Below are 24459 nucleotides of genomic sequence, written 5' to 3' on the forward strand. Positions count from 1 at the left end.
AATTGTTCCCATTGGGCACCTCTCTTTCCGAGCAATCAAACAACACAACTGTAATCAAAAAAGAAAGCTGCCAGCATCACGCTGACAGCTTTCTCAGGGCATGAAAAAGACCATTCTCTCAAGAGATGGCCAGAATGTATCGTATTATGGGCGGCTTGTTATTTTTCGCCGCAAACGTGCATAGTTATGGCCAGCCTGGAGTCGTGATGCATGAAAAAGAATGTGGCATTTCCCATGTGGCACGCTCCTTTCTTTCTGCAAGACTATTCAGGTCTATGGCAAGCTATAACTATATAACATGCAAAGCATAGCAGATAAGCAGATTGTTGTCAATCTGCACAAATGGTAGTTTTTATTCTTACCTTTTGCCGCCTGTGGCGGGGGAGAAGGGTGAGAAGGTGGGGGCTCAGCCCCAAATGTAAGTATGTGTGGCAGAAAAACGTGCATCCGCACGTTTTTCTGCCACACATATGAAAAAGTGGTTAGCCGGCACTATTGATTTGAACTGTCTTTATTTCGGTAAAGAAGTCGATGGCGGCAGGTCCCTGTTCGCGAGAATGCGAGCTGGAGTTGTGCATGCCTCCAAAGGGAGCATGAGGATCAACACCGGTGGTGTCTCCATTTACACGCACCATGCCACACTCGATGGCATTGATGTATTCCAGTGAGGCGTTGATATCATGGGTGAACAACGAGACGCTCAGGCCATATTTGGTGTTGTTGGCAATGGCAATGGCTTCGTCGATACTATGGGCCAGTTCAACGACCAGCAGTGGGCCAAACACCTCTTCCTGGGCGACGGGTGCATCGGGCGGTACATCAACGACCAGGGTGGGCTCAAAAAAGTAGCCGTTCTTCAGGGAGCCGTTCCTGGCGTAGTTGCCGCCCAGCACAACACGTCCGCTCTGCGTGCTCTGCTGAGCATAGGAGGCTACTTTCTCCAGCGAGCTCTGGGTGATCAAGGGTCCAACCGCGCTGGTGGCCTCGGTCGCTGGAGCCAGTGGGAGCGCCTGAATCTCGTGCTTGAGCAATTCCACAAAGGAGTCAGCGATATCATTTGTAACGATAACCCGACTGGTTGCCGTACATTTCTGTCCTGCAAAGCGCATCGCGCCAGCCGCCACCAGTTTGGCTGCCTGCTTCATATCAGCATCCCCGAGTACAATGGCCGCGTTCTTGCCGCCCATCTCTAGCTGATATTTAATATTGCGCCGGGCCGCCATTTCAGCGATACCCATACCGACGGCATCAGAGCCGGTAAAGGTAATGCCGCGAATAGCATCTTGCGTAATCAAGGCATTGCCCAAGGCAGATCCCTTGCCCAGCACCAGATTTAGCACGCCAGATGGCAGGCCCGCGCTGTCAAACACTTCAGCCAGACGTACGGCGGTCAACGAGGCTACTTCAGCTGGCTTCCACACCACGGTATTGCCGTATGCCAGGGCTGGCGCAATCTTCCAGAGTGGGATAGCAACAGGGAAATTCCAGGGCGAGATCACAGCCACCGGACCGAGGGGTTGGCGCAGCGTAAATTGCAAGCTGCCGGCTTTCTGGGCCGGGATAACCTGTCCATTTGGATGTACAGCTTCTGAAGCGAAGTAACGCAGAATCGATACGCCCCGATCTGTCTCACCCAACGCCTCGCCCAGTGGTTTGCCGACCTCCTGCGCCACCAGAGTACCGATTTCCTGCCGGCGCTCGGCCAGTATATTGGCGGCCCGATACAAGATCTCCGAGCGTTCAGGACCGGTCAGGGCTTTCCAGGCGGCAAAAGCCCCGTGGGCCGCATCCGCCGCACGTTCAACCACACTCACCGGTCCCTGAGGGACGCGGGCAAGCACCTGGGTAGTATCAGAAGGATTGAAGTCATCGCTCCATTGATCTTCATTGGATTTCAACCATTCTCCGGCAACATAATGTGCTAATAATTCATGCTTCACAGTATCATCCTCTATTTAATCATCAATACTACTTACGCATAGCCATAAAAGACTAAACCGCAAACGTTCTCTCTCACCTTATTGTACACCATCCGGTCTGCCCGACAGCAACCACCTGCTGACAATATCATTGTCAAACCAAAAAGCACAACTTATAAAAAGGCGGTCCGTATTTAGTGTAGACAAACGATTTTTCTCTACAAGAAGAGAAGGGAGAGGCAGGCTATGAGCTCAAAGAAACGGCATAAAAAGACGAAACGTTTAGTCAATGGACTCATCGGTCTCACGGTAAGCGCATTGTTCGGGATGGCGATTGTCGAGCAATTAAGTCGTCCAGCAGAGGAGCGATCCTGGCAAGGCAATGTGCTGGGCATTCCTTATGATTTACGCTTCCCCACCAGAGAGCGACTGCGCAACACTATGTGGAATAGCGAGACTTCACGTATCTTTGTACCGCGCGCCTTCGGGCTAGGATGGGACATTAATCTTTATCCGCTTATCCATCCCAAATCTACACAGTACTGATTACTTCTAGAGAAAAGAGCCTCAGACAGCGATATCTGGGGCTCTTTTTTCTGCGTGGAGGCGGCAGATGCTAGAACAGGATAGCGAGCAGAAGGGAGATGGCTAAGACCAGCCCAAAGACCAGGTGCAGCATGGAGGTCTTCTTGATACCGATAATAAAGGCTTTGCGTTCGGTCGCTCCAAACACCGAGCGCACATTGATATAGGCCAGCGAGAAAGTCAACCAGACCAGCAAGCAGGTCCAAGGAAGCAGACCGCTAATCACAAAGATGGTGGTCGCCAGATAGCTACCAAACAATAAGGCCGCGTGGAAGCGCCGGCCAAATTTTAGTCCGAAACGTACGGGCAGCGTTTTTTTATTGACGGCCAGGTCATCCTGATAGTCGCGAACATTGTTCATATTCAGAATAGAGACCGCCAGAAGACCAACCGGCACGCTGGCCGCCAGAGCACTCCATGACCAGTGGTGGATCTGGACATAATATGAGCCCCAGGTCATCAACACGCCCATGGCTAAAAAGACCATGACATCGCCCAACCCACGGCTAGAAAATTTGAAGGGCCTGGCACTATAAAAATAAGCAATCAGAATGCCAGCCAGTCCAAAGAGGATTATTTCGGGTCCGACAATAAAGATCAGGGCCACACCAAGCAGGGCCGCCACCACAAAGCAGAAGATACCACCGCCAAGAACCTGCCCCGCTGTCATCTCTTGCTTGAAAATTACGGTCATAGCTCCTAAAGAGCCAGCATGATCCAATCCATAGCGATAGTCAAAGTATTCATTAAAGTAATTCGTGCCTATTTGCAGAAACAGGCACGAAAAAAATGTGGCCAGGAATGTCCAGAGATGGAAGGTTCCTTCGTAGCCGGCCAGAGCCGTCCCTACCAGCACCGGGCTTAACGTCGCGGTCAGCGTAAAAGGGCGACTCGTCTTAACCCAGGTTTTCCAGGCAACTGGCTGCGCGGTCCTCCGGGAGATAGTTTGAGCGTCTCTCATGGTTTCTTCTCTCGTAATAAATGATTATGATCTATAAGATAACTCCATAAGTATACTCTAAAAATGGTAATATGGTCCAAAGGGCAGCCCTGGGTTCTATTATCACATCTGCGATCCTGTTCATCTCTAACAAACGCGACTGGAGCATTTTTGTAGGCCAGTGGCCTCCTACATTTTTGCTCTTTGGTGTCTTCCACAAGATACTCAGACCCTATACGCACTAGCCACACACGCCCAACACGGGTGCTGCTATTGATAAGAAAAGGGAGTTCAACATGGCTGATTGAACTCCCTTTTTCTACTACTAGCTGCTATTTAATGATGGATCATCTCATTGCTCTTGCGCTCCTGTGTTTGTTTCACCTGTTCAGAGCGGCGTAAGCCAGGAATAGGGTAGGGCAATTTAAAGACCGAGAAGAGATAATAGAGCGATGGAAGCAGGATTACCAGGCCGCAGACAATGCCGATTAAGAGTATGGTAATCACAGTCGGATCGTTGGCCGAGTTAGCGATGGTATAGCGAGGAGGAATAATATAAGGATACTGCGAGAGCCCCCATGACCCCAGCAGAAATGCAGTCTCCGCGATGATCAATATACGAGCCAGGCGATAGTAACGGCGGTAGAGTGCGATGGCGGTAGCCAGGCCAATAATCATGGTAGCAATGACAATAGGAAGGGACCGCGTCAGCATGCCCTGCCAGATAATTGGAGCCTCTGAGATTGAGAGCAGCAGGCCAAGCGCGCCTAGCACCGCTGTAATTGCTCCTGCAATCAAAGCCTTGGTGCGATATGATTCGGTCAACGCCTCATCTCGCACAGTATCACGAGCCTCAACAACCAGATAGACAGCTGCCAGGGTCGCGCAGAGCGCAACGGCCATAGCACCAATTGTGATGGCAAACGGTGATAGCATACCCGCCAGGTAGGTGGCACGAGGCACACCATCGGAAGCGATCAACATACCACTGGCAACGCCGGCAGCCGAAACGCCAAGAAAGAAAGGCGTAAGCACACTGGACGCGCTAAACACACGGCTCCAGGCACGCGCGAACAAACCGCTTTCATCCAATGCATAGTAGCGATAGACGAAGGCCGCACCACGCAGTACAATTCCAACCAGCACAATGGTAAACGGGAAAAACAGAGCGATTGAAAGGGCATAAAAAGCGCTCGGGAACACATTAAACAGTCCTACAATCAAGAAGATCAGCCAGACATGGTTGGCCTCCCAGACAGGACCCAGCGCGTGATTAATCAAACCATGCTGGCGCTTAGCCAACTGACCAACGGCAAACAGATCCCAGACACCAGCTCCAAAATCAGCTCCACCCAGCGCAGCATAGACAATCAATGCCCACCAGAGCACTACCAGCGCAATTAAAGCTACATCCATTTAAACACCAACCTTTTCTACCTCGGGCTCCTTCACCTCATAGCCTTGCTCAGAAAGGGTTACTTGTGGCAACGGGCGGCGAGCTACTTTCAGCAACAACCAGATCAAGGCCACGGCTAAAAGAACGTAAACGAGCGAGAAGATCAAAAAGCTGACATTCAATAAAGGAGCCGTTGTCACAGCATCTTTCGTACGCAAGTATCCATAGATGGACCACGGTTGGCGTCCAATTTCGGTAACCATCCAGCCTAGCTCGACCGCCAGAAACGAGAGAGGACTCGCCAGGACTACTCCCCACAGCAGCCATTTATGCGTTGGCAGACGCTTTTTTAACAAGAATAGGCCCCAAAAAACTACAGCCACCAGGAGCGCGAAAAAGCCACTACCCACCATACCATCAAACGAGGTATGGACAATAGTCGTATTCGGCCAATCCTCGCGTGGGATTTGATCCAGCCCTTTAATAGTAGCATTGGGATTGTAGTCGGCCAGAATGCTCAAGCCATTTGGAATCTCTAAAGCATATTTAACTTCACCGGTATTGGGATCAGCCAGGCCGCCAATCGAGATTGGGGCACCACGCTGCGTCCTGAAAATACCTTCCATGGCAGCAAATTTGACTGGCTGATAGACGGACAGGAAGCGAGCATTGAAATCACCACTGACGATCTGCAATGGAATCGCCACCAGCGCCAGCAGCATGGCCAGCATCAAACCTTTGCGATAATATTCATCGCGCTTACCCCGCAGATAAGCAAACGCATAAACAGCGGCCACACCGAAGCCAGTTGCCACATAGCTAGCCAGGATCATATGAACCGTTTGAAAAGGCGTACTGGGATTAAAGACAGCCTGAAAGGGATTAATATCGACCACTTTGCCATTTTTTATTACAAAGCCGGCAGGTGTATTCATCCAGGAATTGGCGCTGACAATAAACCAGGCCGAGGCCATACCACTGATCCAGATCGGGAATGAACAAAGCCAGTGCGCCCGGGCCGAGAGACGATCCCAGCCATAAAGATAGAGGCCGAGAAAAATAGCTTCTGTAAAGAAGGCAAAACCCTCCAACAAAAAGGGCAGGCCGACTACGGCGCCTGCGAAACGTGTATACGTAGGCCAGAGCAATCCAAGTTCAAATGAAAGAATGGTACCAGAGACAGCTCCGATGGCAAACAGAATGGCTGCCGCCCTGGCCCAGCGCCGCGTCAACATCATCCAGACAGGATTTTTTGTGCGCAAGGCCAGGCCCTCTGAAATACAAAGAAGCAGAGGCACACCCACACCCAGCACAGAAAAAATGATGTGAAAAGCCAGAGAAGTGCCCATCTGGGCGCGGGCCGCAAGTAAATCAGGCATCATGGGGATTTTCCTCAATATCAAACATACTATTCCTAATGGAACAACTTCTAATGTCCATCACCATATGTAAGATACTGATATTCTAGATGCTTCGTTTCATAATAACAAATTCAACAATAATAACTATATGAAAAGCAGATTTTCTTGCTGCTCATGATGCCAATGTGTCGAATGGACAGCCCTGCCCTGGATTCCTCCATTTCCCTTTTGTTCTGGATCACACCAGAACCTGCAGATCGGGCCAGCCATACGCCAACTCTTCCAGATCGGCTCCTCCGATCTGATCTGGTTTGGAGGTAACGTTAGGCATCCGGTATTAAGCCACGATAGGTCGTACGCCAGGTATCCACATGGACACGTGCCATACCTTCAACATCCTGTATGGTGGCTGGCCTGATTATCACCATAAAATTGCTAGCTTTCTTTCATATCAAGGCAATAACAATAGTAGTTGGTAACACCGCTTCATTGCGATGCTTCCGATTGCTTTTAGTCGCATGCTATAATCTTTTACAGAAATAAAGAAAGGTTCCAGGACAGCATGCCGAATACAAGCCCTACCGCAGCAACTAAAATCTTTCAGCGTCTGAAGGGCCTACAGGCCCGGATGCAGCCTGGTGAAGAACCCATACTGGCTCTACCCGCTATCTGGGACGGAGGCCAGAGTAGCCATAGTACGGCATGCGATGTGATCATCACCAATCAGCGCGTCATCGGCTACTATTATCGCGGTTTTCCGCGCGAACGCATTTTCATTGATTCGCTTAACCTGGCTGATTTACGCACAGTAACCTGGCGCAAAAAGAAATATGAGCCGGTCTTTCGAGAAATCCTGGTGAGCAATGGCCGCCGCAACGTCTACATCCGGACGCCACAGCAGAAAAGCGAATTCCTCTATGAAGCCCTCCGGCTGGCCAACGATACAACAGCAAAGCCAGAATCGGCTGCTACGGATAACGAGGTAGAGACACAGGCGCAACAGCCCACACCAACATCCGGGCAGGTACAGGTTGCGGCGAAATCTACGGGTCCGGTCTATACGCGAGAGCAGGTGCGCCGATCCTTTGAAAATTCATCGCTGGCGGTTGTAATCCTGCTGGTCGGCGGCGTACTGATCGAGATCATCAGCCTGTTCCTTTTATTTACCCTGCATAACGCCAGCATCAGTGGCCCGCTCTTCATTGCAGGCTTTGTAGCGGTGGCGGCCAGCTTTCTGGCCCGCCGAGGTTCTACGAAATAACAGACAGGCAAAGAGAAGAGCCGCGGACGGTACAACGTTCGTTCCACGGCCCTGCCGACTATTGACTCTGCTGCATAAAGTCTTCGATGCGGGCAATCTCCTGCTCGCTTAAGCGGAAATCGCCAGCTCCGATAATCTCATCGACCTGGCCGGGATGGCGACCACCTACAATAGCTGCCGTAACGGCAGGATGCCGCAAGGTCCAGGCAATCGCCACCTCACCGGCGGAACGGCCGTGCTCGTGTCCAATAGTCTGTAGCAATTTTGCCAGTGCCAGGTTACGATATAAGCGCGGCTCTTTATAATCGTCGCTGCGTTTGCGCCAATCGCTATCAGGCAAATTCTGCACGCGTTGCACGTTCCACTTACCGGTTAGCAGGCCAGAAGCCATTGGCGAATACACAATCACACCAATATTGTGCTGCAAGCAGAAGTCCAGCACATCTTTTTCGATATCGCGTCGCAAGAGCGAATAGGGCGGCTGCAATGAGCTCACCGGCGCAATCTTATAGGCGCGCTCCAGCTGACTGACATTAAAATTGGAGACGCCGATATGGCGCACCTTCCCCTCGGCCTTAAGCTCGGCCATCGTGGTCCAGCCTTCCTCAATATCTTCATCGGGATTGGGCCAGTGGATTTGATAGAGGTCGATCACATCCACCTGCAGGCGGCGTAAACTATCCTCCACCTCTTCGCGAATCGAAGCAGCTTTCAGATTCCCTTGAATTTTGCCATCCGCTGTAGGACGGCGCGAGCATTTCGTAAATATAAATGGACGCTCACTACGGCCTTTGAGGGCACGCCCCACGACCTCCTCCGCATGGCCAAAGCCATAGACGGCAGCGGTATCAATCCAGTTCATCCCCAGTTCAAGGGCACGATGGATAGTAGCGACGGATGCATTATCATCCTGCGGACCCCAGGAGGCTGGCCAGCCTTCACCACCCAGAGCAAACGTCCCCAGGCCCAGAGCCGTAATCTCCATATCAGTATTGCCGAAATGTCTTGTCTGCATATGTCCTCCATCAACGAACTACTTGTTTCCATCTTTTCGCATCCATCTTATCTTATCCCATTAAATGCAGAAGCCGCAAACGCCATCCATACTAAACCACACTAAAACTGAGCTATATATAAACAGGTACTGACCTTACCTCTGGAAAATCTGCTATGAGCGTGTTTGAAAAGCAAGCTTTTTGTGTCTTCGACCCTTGACGGTTCGCGCCTACGGCGCTCAAACCATAAAGAGGGAATGGGGACGTCAGCGCTCCCAGGCTGACGTGCCATCGGGATCGGATGGCGGTGGTAATGAAACACGCTCTATATATGCTATATACATGGCAGAGTAATGGAAGAGGATAGCACAGACGCTCCTTACCTGCCAGCAAAGGAAATGCAGTTGAATAACATTGTGGATATGTTAGCCAGTTATATTGACACTCTATTTTTTTGACAGGTACAATAAGATAGCTTGGGAAACAACGTAGTTTCTCTTATATCCTACGTCCACCACACTAGAAGACGAGGCGATATGCAATGAAGATGTTTGTTTGTATAAAACAGGTACCTGATCCAAATACCACTGTAGCTAAACTTGACCCCACTACCAAACGTCTTGTACGTAATGGTGTTTCTCTTGTCTTAGATCCTGGCGATGAAAGCACTATTTCTGCAGCGATCAAGCTACGCGACAAGGTTGGCAATAGCGAGTTGGTCGCGCTAAGCATGGGTCCAACAAGCGCCCAGGAAGCCATGCGCAGAGCGCTGGCCATGGGAGCTGACCGTGCCATTCTGATTACCGATCCTGCTCTGGCCGGCTCGGATGCGGTCGGGACCGCCCGCGTGCTGGCTGCAGTCCTTAAAAAAGAGGGTGCAGATCTTGTTTTCTGTTCCACTGAGAGCACTGATGGCTATACAGGCATGGTGCCCGGTGCCATCGCAGAGTTCATGGGTATCCCACAACTGACCTTCGCACGTGAAGTAAATATCGAGAGCCAGAAGGCAGTGATCAAACGCGTCATACCCAAAGGCTACCAAACTGTTGAAAGCTCTCTGCCCGCGGTGATTACCATCGCCAGTGGCTCCTTCGAGGCTATTTATCCAACCATGAAGGGTATTATGGGAGCGAAAAAGAAGCCATACACCCAGTTGAGTCTGGCTGACCTGGGCCTGGAAGCCTCGCAGGTTGGTGAGGCTGGAGCACGTGAGCAAGTGCTGACCGTTGGCACCGCCGAGGCGCGCGCCGCTGGTCAAATCATCAAAGACGATGGCAACGCAGCTCAGCAGATTGCAGAATTTCTGCAGCGTTACCAGTTACTCTAGGAGGTAGAATATGGCAAATACTATTTGGGTTCTGGTAGAGCTGGAAGACGGCGCCCCGGTCCGTTCGTCACTGGAAGTATTAGGTAAAGCCGCTAAACTGGGCCGCGCCGAGGCTGTGGTGCTGGGCAGTGCCGCTGCCGAGGTAGCTCCTACGCTGGGCGAATATGGCGCTGAGAAAGTTTATGTTCATGCTGATGCAGCCTACGATAATTATCTGACCTTACCAGCGGTTGAGACGATCAGCCAGCTCGTTCAACAGCATCAACCAACATTGATCTTACTGCCAACAACCTATGACGTGCGCGACATGGCCGCACGCTTAAGTATACGCAGCGGTATGGGCCTGATCACCGACGCTACCGATCTTACCATTGGTGATGATGGGGTAAAAGTGACTGTCCCCTGGGGCGGTGAAACCATCGTGACCGCCACACTGACACAGCAGCGCCCTGGCATTGTCCTGACACGACCAAAGGCATTTTCAATCGAACAGTATAGTGGGCGTAATGCTGAAATCGAAACCATCAACACAACCATAAGTGCAGAGGCACAGACCATCAGGATCCTCGAAACCGTTGAGGTCAAGAGCGAGGGACCAGCCCTCGAAGATGCTTCTGTAGTTGTCAGTGGTGGCCGTGGCCTGGGCAAAGCCGAAAACTTCCATTATGTGGAAGAACTGGCGGAAGTATTAAATGGAGCTCCAGGAGCAACTCGCGCCATTGTCGACGCTGGCTGGCTACCTTATAGCTATCAGGTAGGTCAGACAGGCAAAACTGTGAAGCCGACCCTCTATATTGCAGCCGGCATCAGCGGAGCCATTCAACACCTAGCAGGTATGAAGGGATCAAAATACATTGTTGCGATCAACAAAGATGAGCACGCACCTATCTTTTCGGTCGCTGATCTGGGTGTAATCGGCGATGCCGTAGCCATCCTGCCGAAACTTACCAACGAAATCAAAAGCCGGAAAGCCTGAGGCACCTGGCAGATACCATGAACACGTAGGTGCGGCCTTTACGGCCGCTTTTGCCAACGGCATTCATGGTATCTCCTGTTCCTCGTTTAGCGCATCCATAAATACGCATCCTCAAACAGGGCACATAGCGCCCCAACCAACGGAGGTTCACATATGACTCCCCCTGCAATTTCGCCAACCGGGGGATGGCTCGGTACCATACTCTTTGTTATCCTTTTTGTAGCAGCCCTCGTCCTCTTCGGAATACGGGTAGGTAAACTGGTTACGTTGCTGCAAAAAGCACGTCCTGAGGATCGTACCGATCATATAAATGATCGGGTTGGAGCCTTTTTCAAGGTCGTGCTGGGACAAAGCGGCGTGCTGCGCGATCCCATTCCTGGTATAGCGCACTTCTTTACGTTCTGGGGCTTTATTGTGATACAATTTGGCCTCTTGAATCTGATTCTGGGAGCGTTCAACGGCTCCATACCTTTCCTGGGCGAGAATCGCGTCTTCGCAATTGTTCTGGATGTATTTGTCGTGCTGGTACTGCTTGCTCTGGTCGTCTTTGCTATTCGTCGCGGCATAGTGCGCCCCAAACAGCTCAACAGTGCACTCCACGGTCCATGGGATGGTTTTATTATTCTAGGTCTGATCTTTCTGGTCATCCTGACATTGGCTCTGGTAGAAACCTTTGAGTATGCCGCCAGCAGTGGCGCAGCCTGGACTCCCCTTGGTGCCTTCTTCTCTCCTTTGTTCAGCCATCTCAGCCAGGGCACGAATGTTATCGCCTATCGTACCTTCTGGTGGTTGCACATCCTTACAGTGCTCGGTTTCTTGATCTATCTGCCGCGCTCCAAACACCTGCATCTGATGGCGACCCCGTTCAATGTGTTCTTCCGCAGCTACAAGCCCAAAGGAGAGCTACCGTTAATTGAAAATCTGGAAGACCGCGAGGATTATGGCGTCTCCAAAGTTGAGCAGTTCACCTGGAAGCAGCTACTCGATGGCTATGCCTGTACCGAATGTGGACGCTGTAACACGGTGTGCCCGGCCTTAAATACTGGCAAGCCTCTCTATCCCAAAGAAATTATCCTGGGCGTTAAAGAGGCTCTATTCGTGCGCAGCGGCGAGATCCTGGGCGAGAATTCGATCTACAACAAACTGGGAGTGGCCGGCATCGGGGCCGATAAAACCCCAGAAGAAAAAGAGGCCCATCACGAGCCCTTGATAGGAGGGATCATCTCTCAGGAGGCCCTGTGGGCCTGTACAACCTGTATGGCTTGCATGGAAATCTGCCCCGTCTCGATCGAGCATGTGCCCAAGATTGTCGATATGCGGCGCTCACTGGTCATGGAAGAAAGCGAATTTCCACAGGAAGTCACCTCGCTCTTCAATAACATCGAGCGCAATGGCAATCCGTGGGAAATCAGCAATGATAAGCGCGCGGAGTGGGCCGCCAGCCTCGATATTCCTCTGCTGGCCGAGAATCCTGAAGCCAAAGTGCTCTACTGGGTGGGCTGCATGGGATCGTTTGATCGCCGCAATCAGCAGGTGGCGACCTCGGTGGCCAAGGTTCTGAAGGCTGCGAACGTCGACTTTGCCATCCTGGGACCTGAAGAGACCTGTACCGGTGATCCGGCACGCCGTATCGGTAATGAGTATCTCTGGCAGATGCAAGCTATGCAGAACATTGAGACCCTCAATGGTTATGGCTTTAATACGAAGGCGGCCAGCAATGGCGATAAAGAGCAGTCAGAGGCCGCCACAGCAGTCGCGACCGCAACGGCGATCACAAACAAGCATCGCACGATCATTACCGCCTGTCCGCACTGCTTCAACACCATCAAAAATGAATATCCGCAACTGGGCGGCAATTATGAGGTCGTCCACCATACGGTCTTTATTGACTCACTGATGGCCGAAGAGAAATTGAAGCTGCTGAAGGGCTTTGATAAGCGCAAACTGACCTATCACGATCCCTGCTATATCGGTCGCTACAATGACACCTATGACGAGCCGCGGCGCGTCCTGACCGTCTTGAACAGCAATGGTGTCACAGAGATGGGACGCAATCGCAACAAGAGCTTCTGCTGCGGCGGGGGCGGCGGTCGCGTCTGGATGGAAGAGAAGGTCGGCAAGCGCGTCAACCAGACGCGTGTCAATGAAGCCCTGAAGACCAATGCAGAAGTACTGGCCGCTGGCTGTCCTTTCTGTATTACCATGTTTGAAGATGGCATCAAAGGGGTTGATGCCGAAGAGAAAATGAAGGTTGAGGATATCTCTGAGATTATTGCTCGCGCAATCGAGACAAAATAACAGGGGTATCGACAAAAAAGAGTGGGCAGGATGCACAAAGACATCCTGCCCACTCTTTTTTGTGACGCCTATAGTATCTGACTCTCTTCATCATGGGAATTGCGTTGATCTCTTGCGGACGCGCTCACAGGATAGCGCTCCTGATGATCCTGGCAGGGATAGATTTCTGGCATACTCTCAGTCATTGAGTCGTATTATAACTAACCCCAAAACTTTACAATCTCTGGTTTCAGTGTACACTGGGGGTATATTTTTGTCATAAGTGGTGGATCTTCAGAAAAATAAAAGTAAAAGGTGATGAAAAGATGAGCGGTACTCCCGGGTTTGAGGTAATCATTATTTTTGCCCTTATTCTCGCTAATAGTTTTTTTGCGGCCTCTGAAATTGCCATTGTCTCTGCGCGTCGCAGTCGCCTGCAGCAACAGGCTGATGCGGGAAAAAGAAGTGCCAAACAGGCGTTGCAGCTGTCAGAAAATCCTGATCGCTTTTTAGCCACGGTACAGATTGGTATGACCTTGATCAGCACCCTGGCCTCTGTATTTGGCGGTGCCAGTATCAGCCAATCCCTCTCAAAATGGATCACCACATTTCCAGTCCTACGCCCCTATGCTGATACGCTGGCACTGGTTATCGTTGTTATGTTTATCACATATTTTTCGTTAGTGCTGGGAGAACTGGCTCCCAAACGATTAGCCCTGCAATCAGCTGAAAAGCTGGCTGTGACCGTATCTCCTTTTATGGATCGCTTATCCAAAATTACTGGTCCCATTGTCGCCCTGCTCACATTCTCGGCCAATCTGATCCTGCGCGTGCTGGGACAGCATAAGAGTACGAAGGAGATCATCACGGAAGAAGATATCGTCTACCTGGCCCGGGAAGGTACCGTAAGTGGAACGGTAGAGTCGGAGGAGGAGGAATTCATCAATCGCGTTTTCCGCTTTACCGATCGTACGGTGAGTAGTGTGATGATGCCACGCACAGAAATCGTGGCAGTCGAGGTTCATACGCCTTTCGCTGAAGTGATCGAAAAATTCATGAGTTCGGGCTATACGCGCCTGCCGGTATATGAGGAGTCATTGGATAACGTGGTCGGCGTCCTCTATGCTAAAGACCTGCTACGCTCACGCGCGGACAATCAGCAGGACGAAGAGGTGAATATACGCGCCCTGGCTCGTCCTGCATTTTTTATCTCTGAGTTTCAACACGTAGACGACTTGCTAACAACTTTTAGAGGCAAGGGTATCCATATCGCCCTGGTCATTGATGAGTATAGTCAGATCACCGGCCTGGTCACATTGGAGGATGTGCTGGAAGAGCTTGTGGGAGAGATTCACGATGAGTATGATCAGCCGGAGGATAGCGCCATGCTACAACGGGAAGATGGAAGCTGGCTGGTAGACGCCATGACCGACCACGAAATAGTACGCAAGAAAATTGGTATGCCGCTAAAGGACGAAGAGGAGCATCACAATTATCATACACTGGCCGGCCTTATGCTAACCCACATGGGACGCATCCCCAAAGTTGGCGATCGCGTGACCATTGAGGGCTTTGTGTTTGAGGTCATCGACATGGATGGACGGCGCATCGACAAAGTTCTGATCCACCATGCTTAACAGCCAAATTATTCAGGTTGTCGCGCTTCACCAGCAGGATCAGCGGGCGAGGGGGTCACGTCAAAGTGAAAGCCCTCCTGCGCCTGGGACGCCGGTTGTTGCGCAGCAGATCCTTACTCACATAGTCATGAGTCATGGCAAAGTGAGTGCGAAAAAACGTACTCTTACCCGAGGCCTGCAAACCAATAAAAATACGCTTATCCATATCAATATAAGTTTTATTGCATCCTCTCCAGGATGCGATAATCCGCCAGCCTGGGGGCGCTGTCGTCCCCGCTCTTTTTATGATGTAGTGCCAGAAATGCGCATATGCGCATTTCTGGCACTACATCATAAAAATTTTTCGAGCGCCGCAGGCGCGTAGCGTCAGGGGCCGAAGGCACGAAACACGTGATTTTCAAACATGTGCTCCGTCCATTTAAAACTCACTATAGAAGAAACAGGCTCGGGCGCGTATGCGCCCGTCCACAAGGCCATAGGTATTGATGCGCTATAGTATAGCCATCAATACTATTGTTCCATCAATAATGAGCGCGCAATGACGAGACGTTGAATCTGGTTGGTGCCCTCGTAGATCTGGGTGATCTTGGCATCGCGCATCATACGCTCCGCTGGATATTCCTTCATGTACCCATAGCCACCAAGCACTTGAATCGCGTCATTAGTGACCGAGATGGCAGCGTCAGAAGCAAACATCTTGGCCATCGCCGAATATTTACCAAAATTCTTGTCTCCACGGTCAATCATTTCTGCCGCATTATAGACCAGCAGGCGAGCAGCTTCAACGCTGGTCGCCATATCGGCAAGCATGAACTGGATGCCCTGATTTTCAGCAATCGGCTTATTAAACTGCACACGCTGCTTGGAATACGCGACCGCCAGATCGAGGGCGCCCTGGGCAATACCCACGGCTTGAGCTCCAATGCCAGGGCGGGTGCGATCCAGCGTCATCATTGCCAGTTTAAAACCGTCGCCTTCGCGGCCCAACAAATTTTCAGCTGGTACCTCGCAGTTGTTGAAAATCAACTCTGCAGTCTGAGAACCTTTGATGCCCATCTTGTCTTCAATGCGTCCAACAGAGAAACCCGGAAAATCCTTTTCAACGATAAACGCGCTAATACCACGCGTTCCTTTAGAAGCATCGGTCTGGGCAAAAACAGAGTTCACCTGGGCCAGGCCACCATTGGTAATAAAACGCTTCGAGCCGTTCAAGATATACGTATCGCCCTTACGAACCGCGGTCGTCGTCATGGCTGCCGCATCCGATCCAGAGCCCGCCTCGGTCAAGCCAAAGGCCGCCAGCCACTCCCCTGTAGCCAGGCGTGGAAAATATTTTTGTTTCTGCTGCTCATTTCCAAATAGCAGGATGGGAAGGCTACCAAGCTGTTGCACGGCCAGCAGCAGGCCCGTAGTCGCGCAACAACGCGAAAGCTCCTCGATCGCCATTACAATCGCCAGCTCACTGGCCCCGATTCCGCCATATTCACTTGGAAACGGCATTCCCAGGATATCCTGTTGAGCCAGCAGCTCCTTCATATCCCAGGGAAAGGTCCCGCTATGATCTATTTCTGCAGCACGGGGAGCAACACGCTCCTGAGCAATTTCACGAATTGCGTCTATAAGTGCCCGTTCGTCGTCAATGACATGAGACACAGCCATACCAGACTCCTTTAATTACGCTCAATAATGAGGCCATATATCGGGTTCATATATCTATATAGAAGTATAGCATATGCGACTCAGGATCACCTTATTCCAAATGTTTTACAATAGCAATAGCTATATGTTGACCTTATACTGCATGGAGTAGCCAGAACTATACTATGGAATAAATAGTAGGAACCAAACGTTATGGATTATGCGCAACATTTTACACACCTCTTGCAGAATAGTAGCAATGACTTTATCTGGGCAACACAGCAAATTCCGGTCGATAAACTGAACAGTGTCTCGCCACTTCGGCCCGACAGCTGGTCGGTTGCACGTAATATCTTCCATCTACAATTTCAGGAAGAGAAAGTGGTGCTCCCCAACATGCGGCTGTGGCTGTCTGATCGTACACTGTATACCCGGCAAGATGATGCCTTGATTGCTCACTACGCAGCCTTCGAGACCCTGGTGCGCGACGAAGAGAGAGCCTGGGCTCAACAGCCTGACCTGGATGTGGTGCTCAAGCATTTTCAAACGCAGCGGACGATACAAATAGCGTTATTGCAGGAGATCGATCCTACAGTATGGGAAGACAAGCGAGCCACCGTATGGGGAGAAGTCACGCTACGCTGGGTGGTCACCAAAACGTATCAGCATAGCGTGGAGCATATCAACGATGTGCTGAAACCGGCTCTCTACTGGACCGGCCTGCGCAGAATGCCCTAAGCCATCTCCGTACGTTGCCTGGATCTCACGCCTGATAACAGTAGAGCCCGAACAGAACAACCTGCTGCTCCAGTACGCCAGGCAACATGCGCCACAAAAATGCTATAATAACTATTAGCGCTTATCTCCAGGGATGTTGCGAGCTTGTAATCTCATTTACATACAGCAAATTCCGTGATATAATAGCAACAGAATTGAGTAAACATTTAAAGAAAAGTGGGCAGCCCCCACTTTTCTGTTTGCCAGAGACTTTTTTTCTTTGCACTCGAAAAAATGATGTAGTTATTACCGGGCGCCAGCGGGAGGAGCATGGCATATGAGGAGCGAATTTCAGGCGGCTATCGCGCAACTAATTGCCGAGAAGGGACTACCCCGCGAAGTGGTAATGGAAACCGTAGCCACCGCCCTATTAGCAGCTTACCGTAAAAGCTTCGGTGGCGGAGAAAACGTCCGTATTGAAGTGGATAAAAACGGGGAAGTACATGTCTGGGCATCTAAAAAAGTGGTGGCCCAGGTCAAAGACCCCAACGAAGAGATTTCTCTGGCAGAGGCACAGCGTCTCATCCCGAACGCAGCCCTCGGACAATTTGTTGATGTTGATTCATCCTTCATCTTCGCACGTATTCCGACACAGACGGCAAAACAGGTCATTTTGCAACGTATTCGTGAAGCAGAACATGAACACCTCTATGACCAGATTAAAAACTGGGTAGGCGAGATTCGCCTGGGAACTCTGACCCGCAAAGATCCTGTCCGTGGCTGGCTGTTAGATTTTGATCTGGACCAGGTTGATAAAGTTGAAGGCTTTATGCCCCCCAGCGAAGAGGTCGCGACTGAACGCTATCGCGTCGGCCAGCGCCTGCGCGTCCTGGTCTATGATGTCCGCCGTGTTCAGGGTCGTATGCTACAAATTCTGGTCTCACGCACTCATCGTGATCTCGTAAGACGCTTGTTTGAGTCTGAGGTTCCAGAAATCTATGAAGGAACCGTGGAAATCAAGGCGATCGCCCGTGAACCTGGCAGTCGCTCAAAAGTGGCCGTAGTCGCACGCCAGGAAGGGCTTGATCCGATTGGTTCCTGCGTCGGTGTACGCGGTTCGCGCATTAATAATATTGTACGCGAGCTCAACGATGAAAAAATAGATATCATCCAGTGGAGCCCTGATCCGGCTACCTTTGTCGCCAACTCTTTGAGCCCGGTAAAGCCGCTTAAGGTTGAACTGCGCGAAGAGGACCATACGGCGCTGGTCACCGTACAGGAGAAACAGCTTTCTCTGGCTATCGGAAAAGATGGACAAAATGCCCGCCTGGCCGCCAAGTTGAGCGGCTGGCGCGTAGATGTCACCAAGCCCGGTGAAGGCGAAATATTCGAAGAGCAGCCTTTCAGCGAGATGGCGGAAACGTCTTCTAGTAGTTCGTATCCACGTCGCGAGCGCCCGGAGCGTTCCGGGGGACGCCATGAGCGAGACAGCAGTTCGCGGCGCGGAGGACGTGACCGGGGTAGTCGCCATAGCCATTCAGGATATAGTGAGTACGATCGAGATTAGGGAGGAGTGAGCGTGAAAGCAGCAAAAAAACAACCACAGCGTCAGAAGCATCTCCCATTGCGCACGTGTATCGCCTGCCGAGAAAACAAACCGAAACGCGAGTTGCTACGCGTCGTCCGCACTCCCGAGGGCCAGGTACTTATCGATGCCACTGGAAAAAAGTCTGGGCGTGGAGCTTACCTCTGCGCCAGACTTTCTTGCTGGCAGAAAGCATTAAAAGAGCATCGCCTCGAACAGGCCTTCGAAGCCGAGATTTCTGCAGAAGATCGGGCCGCCCTGGATGACTATATTGCAACCCTGCCGAAAGATGATCCTCGACTATCTGAGGTACAAACCACAAAAGTATCGTCCAGCCGCAAGAAGGCCATCGAGACAAATTCATAAAATTGCATAACAAATGAGTCAACTCAGCTTTTAAGCAAGCGGCACGATATTGCAATGATCTATTCAGTAAGCTATACTGAGAAACGGTATGTGTTATTGTCACTATCTCCGTTGGGGAGATAGAGTTTTCAATACTGGCATCTGATCTACGGATTAGATGAGGATTGAACAATGTTTCGTTTTTTCTCTACTCTTGAAAGAGACACAGCCCCTCGTATACAGGGCAGCTGTAAGCGAATGTTTGCGGAGCAATTAGCTATGATTATATAAACCATAGCTGCCTCTACGTCAGAGAGCGCAGACTGATATTCGCCTGGCACTGCACCAACGAGGATCTGTCGCCTTTTTCCCTTTATTCGGGAACAGGGGGCAGACCTTTTTTATGGCTGTGAAGAGAGATTCCGCCGCCACCTTTGGCGCAACATCTGATTAAGAAAGGGAGTCTTCTTCATGAGAGATATATCAGAACTTCCAGAGGGCACAGAGCAGGCACAGAGCAAGTCCGTAAGTCCAAAACCAAGGTCCGCCGCTCGCCCAAAACCAGAAAACCAAGCAACAGGCAGCCAGGAACAGGAGACCAGGCCCGCGTCTCGGCGTCGTACAGCGCCAAATACTAATGCCGCATCAGCGCAGCAGCAACGCGATGGAGCTGAACAGCAACATCAACAACCACAGGCAACACGTCCATCATCACACTATCAGGGCCATCGTCCTAATACTGGTGGTGGTCAGGGTGCCCAGGGGGGACAGTCACGTCCCGGTGGCTACAATCGCAATCCGAATACTCAATCTTCCGGACCACGCCCATATGGCGGTTCGGGCAGTGGCCCCCGGCCTGCTGGCAGCGGACCCGCACGTCCCGCCGGATCTGGTGGTCGCGCACCATATCGTGGTGGCAATGCCGGTGGCCCTCGTCCTCCGATGAATAATGCAGCTGTCGCGCCACGCCCTCATGCTCCTGAACGTGATAGGGATAGAGATAGAGATAGAGATAGAGACCGCGATAGAGACCGCGATAGGGAGCGTTCACGCGACAATGCTGCATCACCGCGACCACAGGGGAACGCACCACGACCTAGCAATCGTCCTGGTAGCAATATCCAGAGCCATGGAAATCGTCGCCCTGGCAGTGGACGTCCTGCAGCACAACGTACCCAGGAGCGCCGACCAGCACCCGTGAAGGAAAAGCCAACCGGGCCCATTTCTTTGCCACCACAGATCGTGGTCAAAGACCTGGCAGATATGTTGAGCGTCTCGCCAATCGAGGTCATTCGTGATCTCATCAATAAGCACGCCATCTTCGCAAGTATCAACCAGGTGGTTGATTATGAGAAAGCTTCGTTGGTGGCGACAGACCTGGGTTTTGAGCCCAGCCTTAGCACGATGACCGAAAACCCGGCGGTTCGTGGCGAGCGCCCACTCTCGGCCAATGAAGCCATGATGGCCTCACGCGATGGCGAAAATATGGTCACAATTCCACCAGTAGTTACCATTATGGGTCACGTTGACCATGGTAAAACGTCCCTGCTGGATACGATCAGAAAAACCAAGGTGGCCGCTGGTGAGGCGGGTGGTATCACCCAGCACATTGGTGCGTACCAGGTTGAGGTCAATGGCAAAAAGATCACCTTCCTGGATACACCGGGTCACGAAGCCTTTACGGCCATGCGCGCACGTGGTGCCCAGGTAACGCATATCGCAATCATTGTCGTGGCCGCTGATGACGGCGTGATGCCACAGACCCGTGAAGCGATTGACCATGCCCGCGCTGCTAAAGTGCCGATAATCATCGCCCTCAATAAAATTGATAAAGCCAACGCCAATCCAGATCGCGTCAAACAGCAACTGGCTGAAATCGGCGTGGTGATCGAAGAATATGGTGGTGACACAGTATGTGTGCCGATATCCGCTCGTCGCGGCGAAGGCATCGATGAGCTACTCGATTACATCTTGCTGGTAGCCGAAGTGCAGGATATTAAGGCCAATCCGAACCGTCTGGCCACAGGCGTCATCATTGAGGCCCGCCTGGAGAAGAATAGTGGCGCCACAGCCACGGTACTGGTCCAGCAGGGTACATTGAAGATGGGCGACAATATTGTGGTTGGCCCGATCGCCGGTAAAGTACGTGCCATGTTCAATGATCGCGGCAAGCGCATCCAGAAAGCAGCTCCCAGCACTCCTGTCAGCATCCTGGGCCTACCAGAGGTGCCAAATGCTGGCGATCGCCTGGAGGTAACTCCAGATGAGCGCACCGCCAAGCAGCAGGCTGAGGCCGAGGCTGAGAAACGCGCGACCGAGGCGATGCCACTTGGCCAGGTCAGCCTGGATACGCTCTATATGCAGATGCAGGAAGGCACGGTCAAAGAGCTCAACGTGGTCATCAAGAGTGATGTACAGGGCTCACTGGAGGCCATTAAGGGTGCCCTATCGAAGCTGAGTGAAGAGAATCTGAAGGTACGCCTGATCCGTGAAGGTATCGGCAATATCAGCGAAACCGATGTCCATCTGGCCGCCGCTTCAGGAGCGATTATCATCGGCTTTAACGTAAAGGCAGATGGAGCAGCCGCTCGCGAGGCTCAACGTGAAGGCGTCGATATTCGCTACTATAACATCATCTATAAGCTGATTGAGGACATCCAGGCCGCCCTGGTCGGTATGCTGGAGCCTACCTATCGCGAGGTGATTGATGGGCATGCTGAAATTATGCAGACCTTCAAAGCTGGTAAAACAGTCATCGCTGGCTGCCGCGTGCTGGATGGCCGTATCACTCGTGGCTCCCAGGCTCGCCTGATGCGCAAAGATGAAAAGGTCTTTGACGGCAAAGTGGCATCCCTGCGCCGTGGTAAAGATGATGTACGTGAAGTACTCAGTGGATATGAATGTGGTATCCTCCTCGAAGATTTCAACGCGTATGAAGTTGGTGATATTATCGAGGCATTCTCGCAGGAACGCGTGACACCAGGAGCATAAAAATACAGCATCCGCTAGTGGTCACCTGTTGTCTTAAGGCAGGTGGCCACTTCAGCGCTGTTGAGGGGAAAGAGTATGCCAAATATACATAGACAAGAAAAATTGGGAGAGCTCATGACGGCGGACCTCAGCGAGCTGATTCGCACCCGTCTCAAAGATCCCAGGGTCGGTTTTGCCAGCATCACCCGCGTTGAAGTCAGTGGCGATTTACGCCATGCCAAGGTTTTTGTAAGCGTGATGGGTACACCTGAAGAGCAAAAAGAAACCATGAGTGGTTTGAAGAATGCCAGTGGCTTCTTACGCCATGAGCTAGCTTCACGCCTGACCCTGCGCTATATGCCAGAGCTATCTTTCAAACTGGATACATCGATTGAAGAGGGTGCGCGTATCCTTAGCTTGATTAACCAGGTTGAGCAAGAGGATCGTGCGAGGGCGAATGCCGAACAGGCCAACGTAGGCGAACAAACCAACATAAAAGAGGTTGAATGAACGAGTCTTTTTCTCCAGGTAATTCATCGCTGGCCAAACAATTATCTCCGACCCAGGTTCAACAGGCAATGATCTTGATCGAGCGGGCACAGCGTATCGCTTTGCTCGCTCACGAACATCCCGATGGCGACTGCCTGGGTGCCATCCTGGGTTTCGCCCATATATTACGCCAGCTGGGTAAAGTCTGTGTGCCGATCTGTGCTGATCCAGCACCACACGCGTTTTCTTTTTTACCAGGTGTTGAAGCGCTCCAGAATACCCTGGGCGATGAACAGTTTGATCTGGTTATCGCTCTGGATGCTGGCGAGTTGAGCCGCTATGGCGCACTCTATGAGCGGCATAAAACCTTCCTGGATCAGGCTACAATCCTGAACATCGACCATCATATCAGTAGCATTGGTTGTGGGCAGGTCAATATTATTGAGCCAGGGGCAGCCTCAACCACTGAACTCATTGTCCTCTTCCAGCAACAGGTCGGCCTGAAGCTGACAAAGGATGCTGCCATCTGCCTGCTCACCGGTTTGATTACCGATACAGGTTCTTTCCAGTATCCCAGCACTACAGCGCGTACGATGATGGTAGGGGCCATCCTGATCGAAGCAGGAGCCAGCCCAGAGGAAATTGTCAAACCTATTTTCCGCACCCAGCCATTGGCCCAGATGCGCTTTACGGCGGCCGCCATCAACAATATCCAGACGTCTGCTGATGGACGCCTGATCTGGTCTTTCGCGACGGATGAGACACTGGCTGCTACCGGCGCGACCGATGATATGGATACCAATGCCTCAGGCATGTTGCGCGATATTGAGGGCGTAGAGGTGGCTGCTTTTTTCAAAAATTATGGCGATCCGGCTGTTACCCGCGTCAGCCTGCGCAGCAATGAGCCATACAACGTAGCGGCCGTATGTATGCGCCTGGGTGGCGGCGGCCATCCGCGTGCGGCGGGCGCGACCATCGCTCTGCCTCTCCAGGAAGCCATACCCCTGGTTATCGCCGAAATAGAGCGCGAGATGCGCGAGACAGATCGGCTGCCACACGAAACCCTCAATTCATAACCAGAAGCGGAGAAATAAAGCGCAGTGGACGGAATTCTGAACATTAATAAAGCCTTGCATATGACGTCACACGATGTGGTGGCGAAAATACGTAAGCTGCTCAAGCAAAAGCGTGTCGGTCATACCGGCACACTGGACCCAGAGGCCAGCGGCGTACTCCCGATCTGCATCGGTCAGGGTACCAGGGTCGCAGAGTACCTGAGCGAGAGCGGCAAGGCTTACCAGGCTACCGTTACCTTTGGTATGGTCACCGATACCTATGACGCCGAAGGTGTAGTTGTGCGCACGGCCGATACCACGCGGTTGACGCGTGAACAGATTGAAACCGCGCTGCCACATTTCCTGGGTGTACAGCAACAGCTGCCACCACGCTACTCCGCGATCAAGATTCAAGGTCAACCGGCCTATAAACTGGCTCGGGCCGGTGCTGAGATTACGCTGGAACCTCGTACCATCGAGATTCAGTCCCTCGACATCCTGGCCTGGGACAATCCGCACCTCACGCTGGCGGTTGCGTGCAGCAAAGGCACCTACATTCGCTCCCTGGCCTATGACCTGGGAGAATATCTGGGCTGTGGCGCCTGCCTGACAGGTTTAATACGCACCCGCAGTGGTCCCTTTGTGCTGGCTGAAAGCGTCACGCTGGAACAACTGGCAGCGGCCCAGGAACAAGGTACCCTGCAGCAGTACATCTTCCCAGCAGATTTCGCCCTCCAAAATTACCCCGCCCTGCATCTGGATGAAGCCCTTACGCAACGTGTGATGCATGGCAATGCCTTTGCCTATCCCACTGCCAGTGGCACCAGGCAAGCTGCTCTGGGGCGCGTCTATGGCCACAACGGCCAATTTCTGGCTATCGCCACCTGGGATGCTGAACACCACCAATGGAAACCCAAAAAAGTCCTCCTTTAACAAAAGAGGCGCAAGAACCAAATGGGGTGCAGGGGTCTCCCTGCCGGGGGGCT

At 51.9% G+C, this 24459-nt stretch carries 20 protein-coding genes; 13 read left to right on the forward strand and 7 right to left on the reverse strand.

Going from position 1 to position 24459, the window contains the following annotated elements; genetic code table 11:
* Window positions 1-482: 482 nt before the first annotated feature.
* Complete coding sequence (locus JMI88_RS05130; protein WP_201360682.1) at window positions 483-1940, reverse strand: aldehyde dehydrogenase family protein; 1458 nt, start codon at window positions 1938-1940, stop codon at window positions 483-485.
* A 225-nt stretch (window positions 1941-2165) separates the two neighbouring features.
* Between JMI88_RS05130 and JMI88_RS05135 the strand changes: the two genes are divergently transcribed.
* Window positions 2166-2465 (forward strand): DUF5808 domain-containing protein, encoded by a 300-nt coding sequence (locus tag JMI88_RS05135; protein WP_201360683.1) that lies wholly within the window; start codon window positions 2166-2168, stop codon window positions 2463-2465.
* Between the two features lie 70 nt (window positions 2466-2535).
* Here the strand turns inward: JMI88_RS05135 and menA are convergent, their stop codons facing one another.
* From menA to JMI88_RS39290, 4 genes are all read right to left on the reverse strand, one after another.
* Window positions 2536-3465, reverse strand: coding sequence for a 1,4-dihydroxy-2-naphthoate octaprenyltransferase (gene menA, locus JMI88_RS05140; protein WP_201360684.1), 930 nt, complete (start codon window positions 3463-3465; stop codon window positions 2536-2538).
* Window positions 3466-3780: 315 nt separating this feature from the next.
* Window positions 3781-4860: a cytochrome d ubiquinol oxidase subunit II gene (locus JMI88_RS05145; RefSeq protein ID WP_201360685.1), complete on the reverse strand. Its 1080-nt coding sequence runs from the start codon at window positions 4858-4860 to the stop codon at window positions 3781-3783.
* The gene (locus JMI88_RS05150) at window positions 4861-6222 is read right to left on the reverse strand and encodes a cytochrome ubiquinol oxidase subunit I (protein WP_236022823.1); all 1362 of its coding nucleotides are present in this window, start codon (window positions 6220-6222) and stop codon (window positions 4861-4863) included.
* A 217-nt stretch (window positions 6223-6439) separates the two neighbouring features.
* Entirely contained in the window at window positions 6440-6532 is a 93-nt protein-coding gene (locus tag JMI88_RS39290) for a phosphatidylinositol-specific phospholipase C1-like protein (RefSeq protein ID WP_236022824.1), read from the reverse strand.
* A 231-nt stretch (window positions 6533-6763) separates the two neighbouring features.
* Here JMI88_RS39290 and JMI88_RS05155 point away from each other — a divergent pair, with 231 nt between their 5' ends.
* Window positions 6764-7462 (forward strand): hypothetical protein, encoded by a 699-nt coding sequence (locus JMI88_RS05155; protein WP_201360686.1) that lies wholly within the window; start codon window positions 6764-6766, stop codon window positions 7460-7462.
* A gap of 58 nt (window positions 7463-7520) precedes the next feature.
* On the opposite strand, the gene JMI88_RS05160 is transcribed toward JMI88_RS05155, so the two are convergent.
* Complete coding sequence (locus JMI88_RS05160) at window positions 7521-8477, reverse strand: aldo/keto reductase (RefSeq protein WP_201360687.1); 957 nt, start codon at window positions 8475-8477, stop codon at window positions 7521-7523.
* Between the two features lie 521 nt (window positions 8478-8998).
* Between JMI88_RS05160 and JMI88_RS05165 the strand changes: the two genes are divergently transcribed.
* The 4 genes from JMI88_RS05165 to JMI88_RS05180 all read left to right on the forward strand — a co-directional run bounded on the left by JMI88_RS05165 (window position 8999) and on the right by JMI88_RS05180 (window position 14674).
* Window positions 8999-9784 (forward strand): electron transfer flavoprotein subunit beta/FixA family protein, encoded by a 786-nt coding sequence (locus tag JMI88_RS05165; RefSeq protein WP_201360688.1) that lies wholly within the window; start codon window positions 8999-9001, stop codon window positions 9782-9784.
* A 10-nt stretch (window positions 9785-9794) separates the two neighbouring features.
* Window positions 9795-10760, forward strand: coding sequence for an electron transfer flavoprotein subunit alpha/FixB family protein (locus JMI88_RS05170; protein ID WP_201360689.1), 966 nt, complete (start codon window positions 9795-9797; stop codon window positions 10758-10760).
* 153 nt (window positions 10761-10913) lie between these two features.
* On the forward strand, window positions 10914-13058 hold the full coding sequence (locus JMI88_RS05175; RefSeq protein ID WP_201360690.1) for a 4Fe-4S dicluster domain-containing protein: 2145 nt from the start codon (window positions 10914-10916) through the stop codon (window positions 13056-13058).
* A 305-nt stretch (window positions 13059-13363) separates the two neighbouring features.
* Entirely contained in the window at window positions 13364-14674 is a 1311-nt protein-coding gene (locus JMI88_RS05180) for a hemolysin family protein (protein WP_201360691.1), read from the forward strand.
* A gap of 510 nt (window positions 14675-15184) precedes the next feature.
* Here JMI88_RS05180 and JMI88_RS05185 read toward each other — a convergent pair.
* On the reverse strand, window positions 15185-16333 hold the full coding sequence (locus tag JMI88_RS05185) for an acyl-CoA dehydrogenase (protein WP_201360692.1): 1149 nt from the start codon (window positions 16331-16333) through the stop codon (window positions 15185-15187).
* 192 nt (window positions 16334-16525) lie between these two features.
* Between JMI88_RS05185 and JMI88_RS05190 the strand changes: the two genes are divergently transcribed.
* The 7 genes from JMI88_RS05190 to truB all read left to right on the forward strand — a co-directional run bounded on the left by JMI88_RS05190 (window position 16526) and on the right by truB (window position 24406).
* Complete coding sequence (locus JMI88_RS05190) at window positions 16526-17050, forward strand: DinB family protein (RefSeq protein ID WP_201360693.1); 525 nt, start codon at window positions 16526-16528, stop codon at window positions 17048-17050.
* Window positions 17051-17366: 316 nt separating this feature from the next.
* A complete protein-coding gene (gene nusA, locus JMI88_RS05195; RefSeq protein ID WP_201360694.1) occupies window positions 17367-18596 on the forward strand; it encodes a transcription termination factor NusA in 1230 nt (409 codons plus the stop codon).
* A gap of 12 nt (window positions 18597-18608) precedes the next feature.
* Complete coding sequence (gene rnpM, locus JMI88_RS05200) at window positions 18609-18980, forward strand: RNase P modulator RnpM (protein WP_236022825.1); 372 nt, start codon at window positions 18609-18611, stop codon at window positions 18978-18980.
* 450 nt (window positions 18981-19430) lie between these two features.
* Window positions 19431-21950, forward strand: a complete 2520-nt coding sequence (gene infB, locus JMI88_RS05205; protein WP_201360695.1) for a translation initiation factor IF-2 — start codon at window positions 19431-19433, stop codon at window positions 21948-21950.
* Between the two features lie 75 nt (window positions 21951-22025).
* Window positions 22026-22439 carry a 30S ribosome-binding factor RbfA gene (gene rbfA / locus JMI88_RS05210; protein WP_201360696.1) on the forward strand — a complete coding sequence of 138 codons (414 nt, stop codon included), beginning with the start codon at window positions 22026-22028 and terminating at the stop codon, window positions 22437-22439.
* On the forward strand, window positions 22436-23494 hold the full coding sequence (locus JMI88_RS05215) for a DHH family phosphoesterase (protein ID WP_201360697.1): 1059 nt from the start codon (window positions 22436-22438) through the stop codon (window positions 23492-23494). The genes rbfA and JMI88_RS05215 overlap by 4 nt, the downstream gene beginning before the upstream one ends.
* A gap of 24 nt (window positions 23495-23518) precedes the next feature.
* A complete protein-coding gene (gene truB, locus JMI88_RS05220; RefSeq protein ID WP_268905965.1) occupies window positions 23519-24406 on the forward strand; it encodes a tRNA pseudouridine(55) synthase TruB in 888 nt (295 codons plus the stop codon).
* Window positions 24407-24459 lie beyond the last annotated feature (53 nt).

This window comes from Dictyobacter formicarum (genome assembly GCF_016587435.1).

What these genes read in the sequence shown, in the direction of transcription:
- JMI88_RS05135 (WP_201360683.1), top strand. Translation starts at nt 2,166, where the DNA reads ATGAGCTCAAAGAAACGGCATAAAAAGACGAAACGTTTAGTCAATGGA.
- menA (WP_201360684.1), bottom strand. Translation starts at nt 3,465, where the DNA reads ATGAGAGACGCTCAAACTATCTCCCGGAGGACCGCGCAGCCAGTTGCC.
- JMI88_RS05145 (WP_201360685.1), bottom strand. Translation starts at nt 4,860, where the DNA reads ATGGATGTAGCTTTAATTGCGCTGGTAGTGCTCTGGTGGGCATTGATT.
- JMI88_RS05150 (WP_236022823.1), bottom strand. Translation starts at nt 6,222, where the DNA reads ATGATGCCTGATTTACTTGCGGCCCGCGCCCAGATGGGCACTTCTCTG.
- JMI88_RS39290 (WP_236022824.1), bottom strand. Translation starts at nt 6,532, where the DNA reads ATGCCTAACGTTACCTCCAAACCAGATCAGATCGGAGGAGCCGATCTG.
- JMI88_RS05155 (WP_201360686.1), top strand. Translation starts at nt 6,764, where the DNA reads ATGCCGAATACAAGCCCTACCGCAGCAACTAAAATCTTTCAGCGTCTG.
- JMI88_RS05160 (WP_201360687.1), bottom strand. Translation starts at nt 8,477, where the DNA reads ATGCAGACAAGACATTTCGGCAATACTGATATGGAGATTACGGCTCTG.
- JMI88_RS05165 (WP_201360688.1), top strand. Translation starts at nt 8,999, where the DNA reads ATGAAGATGTTTGTTTGTATAAAACAGGTACCTGATCCAAATACCACT.
- JMI88_RS05170 (WP_201360689.1), top strand. Translation starts at nt 9,795, where the DNA reads ATGGCAAATACTATTTGGGTTCTGGTAGAGCTGGAAGACGGCGCCCCG.
- JMI88_RS05175 (WP_201360690.1), top strand. Translation starts at nt 10,914, where the DNA reads ATGACTCCCCCTGCAATTTCGCCAACCGGGGGATGGCTCGGTACCATA.
- JMI88_RS05180 (WP_201360691.1), top strand. Translation starts at nt 13,364, where the DNA reads ATGAGCGGTACTCCCGGGTTTGAGGTAATCATTATTTTTGCCCTTATT.
- JMI88_RS05185 (WP_201360692.1), bottom strand. Translation starts at nt 16,333, where the DNA reads ATGGCTGTGTCTCATGTCATTGACGACGAACGGGCACTTATAGACGCA.
- JMI88_RS05190 (WP_201360693.1), top strand. Translation starts at nt 16,526, where the DNA reads ATGGATTATGCGCAACATTTTACACACCTCTTGCAGAATAGTAGCAAT.
- nusA (WP_201360694.1), top strand. Translation starts at nt 17,367, where the DNA reads ATGAGGAGCGAATTTCAGGCGGCTATCGCGCAACTAATTGCCGAGAAG.
- infB (WP_201360695.1), top strand. Translation starts at nt 19,431, where the DNA reads ATGAGAGATATATCAGAACTTCCAGAGGGCACAGAGCAGGCACAGAGC.
- rbfA (WP_201360696.1), top strand. Translation starts at nt 22,026, where the DNA reads ATGCCAAATATACATAGACAAGAAAAATTGGGAGAGCTCATGACGGCG.
- JMI88_RS05215 (WP_201360697.1), top strand. Translation starts at nt 22,436, where the DNA reads ATGAACGAGTCTTTTTCTCCAGGTAATTCATCGCTGGCCAAACAATTA.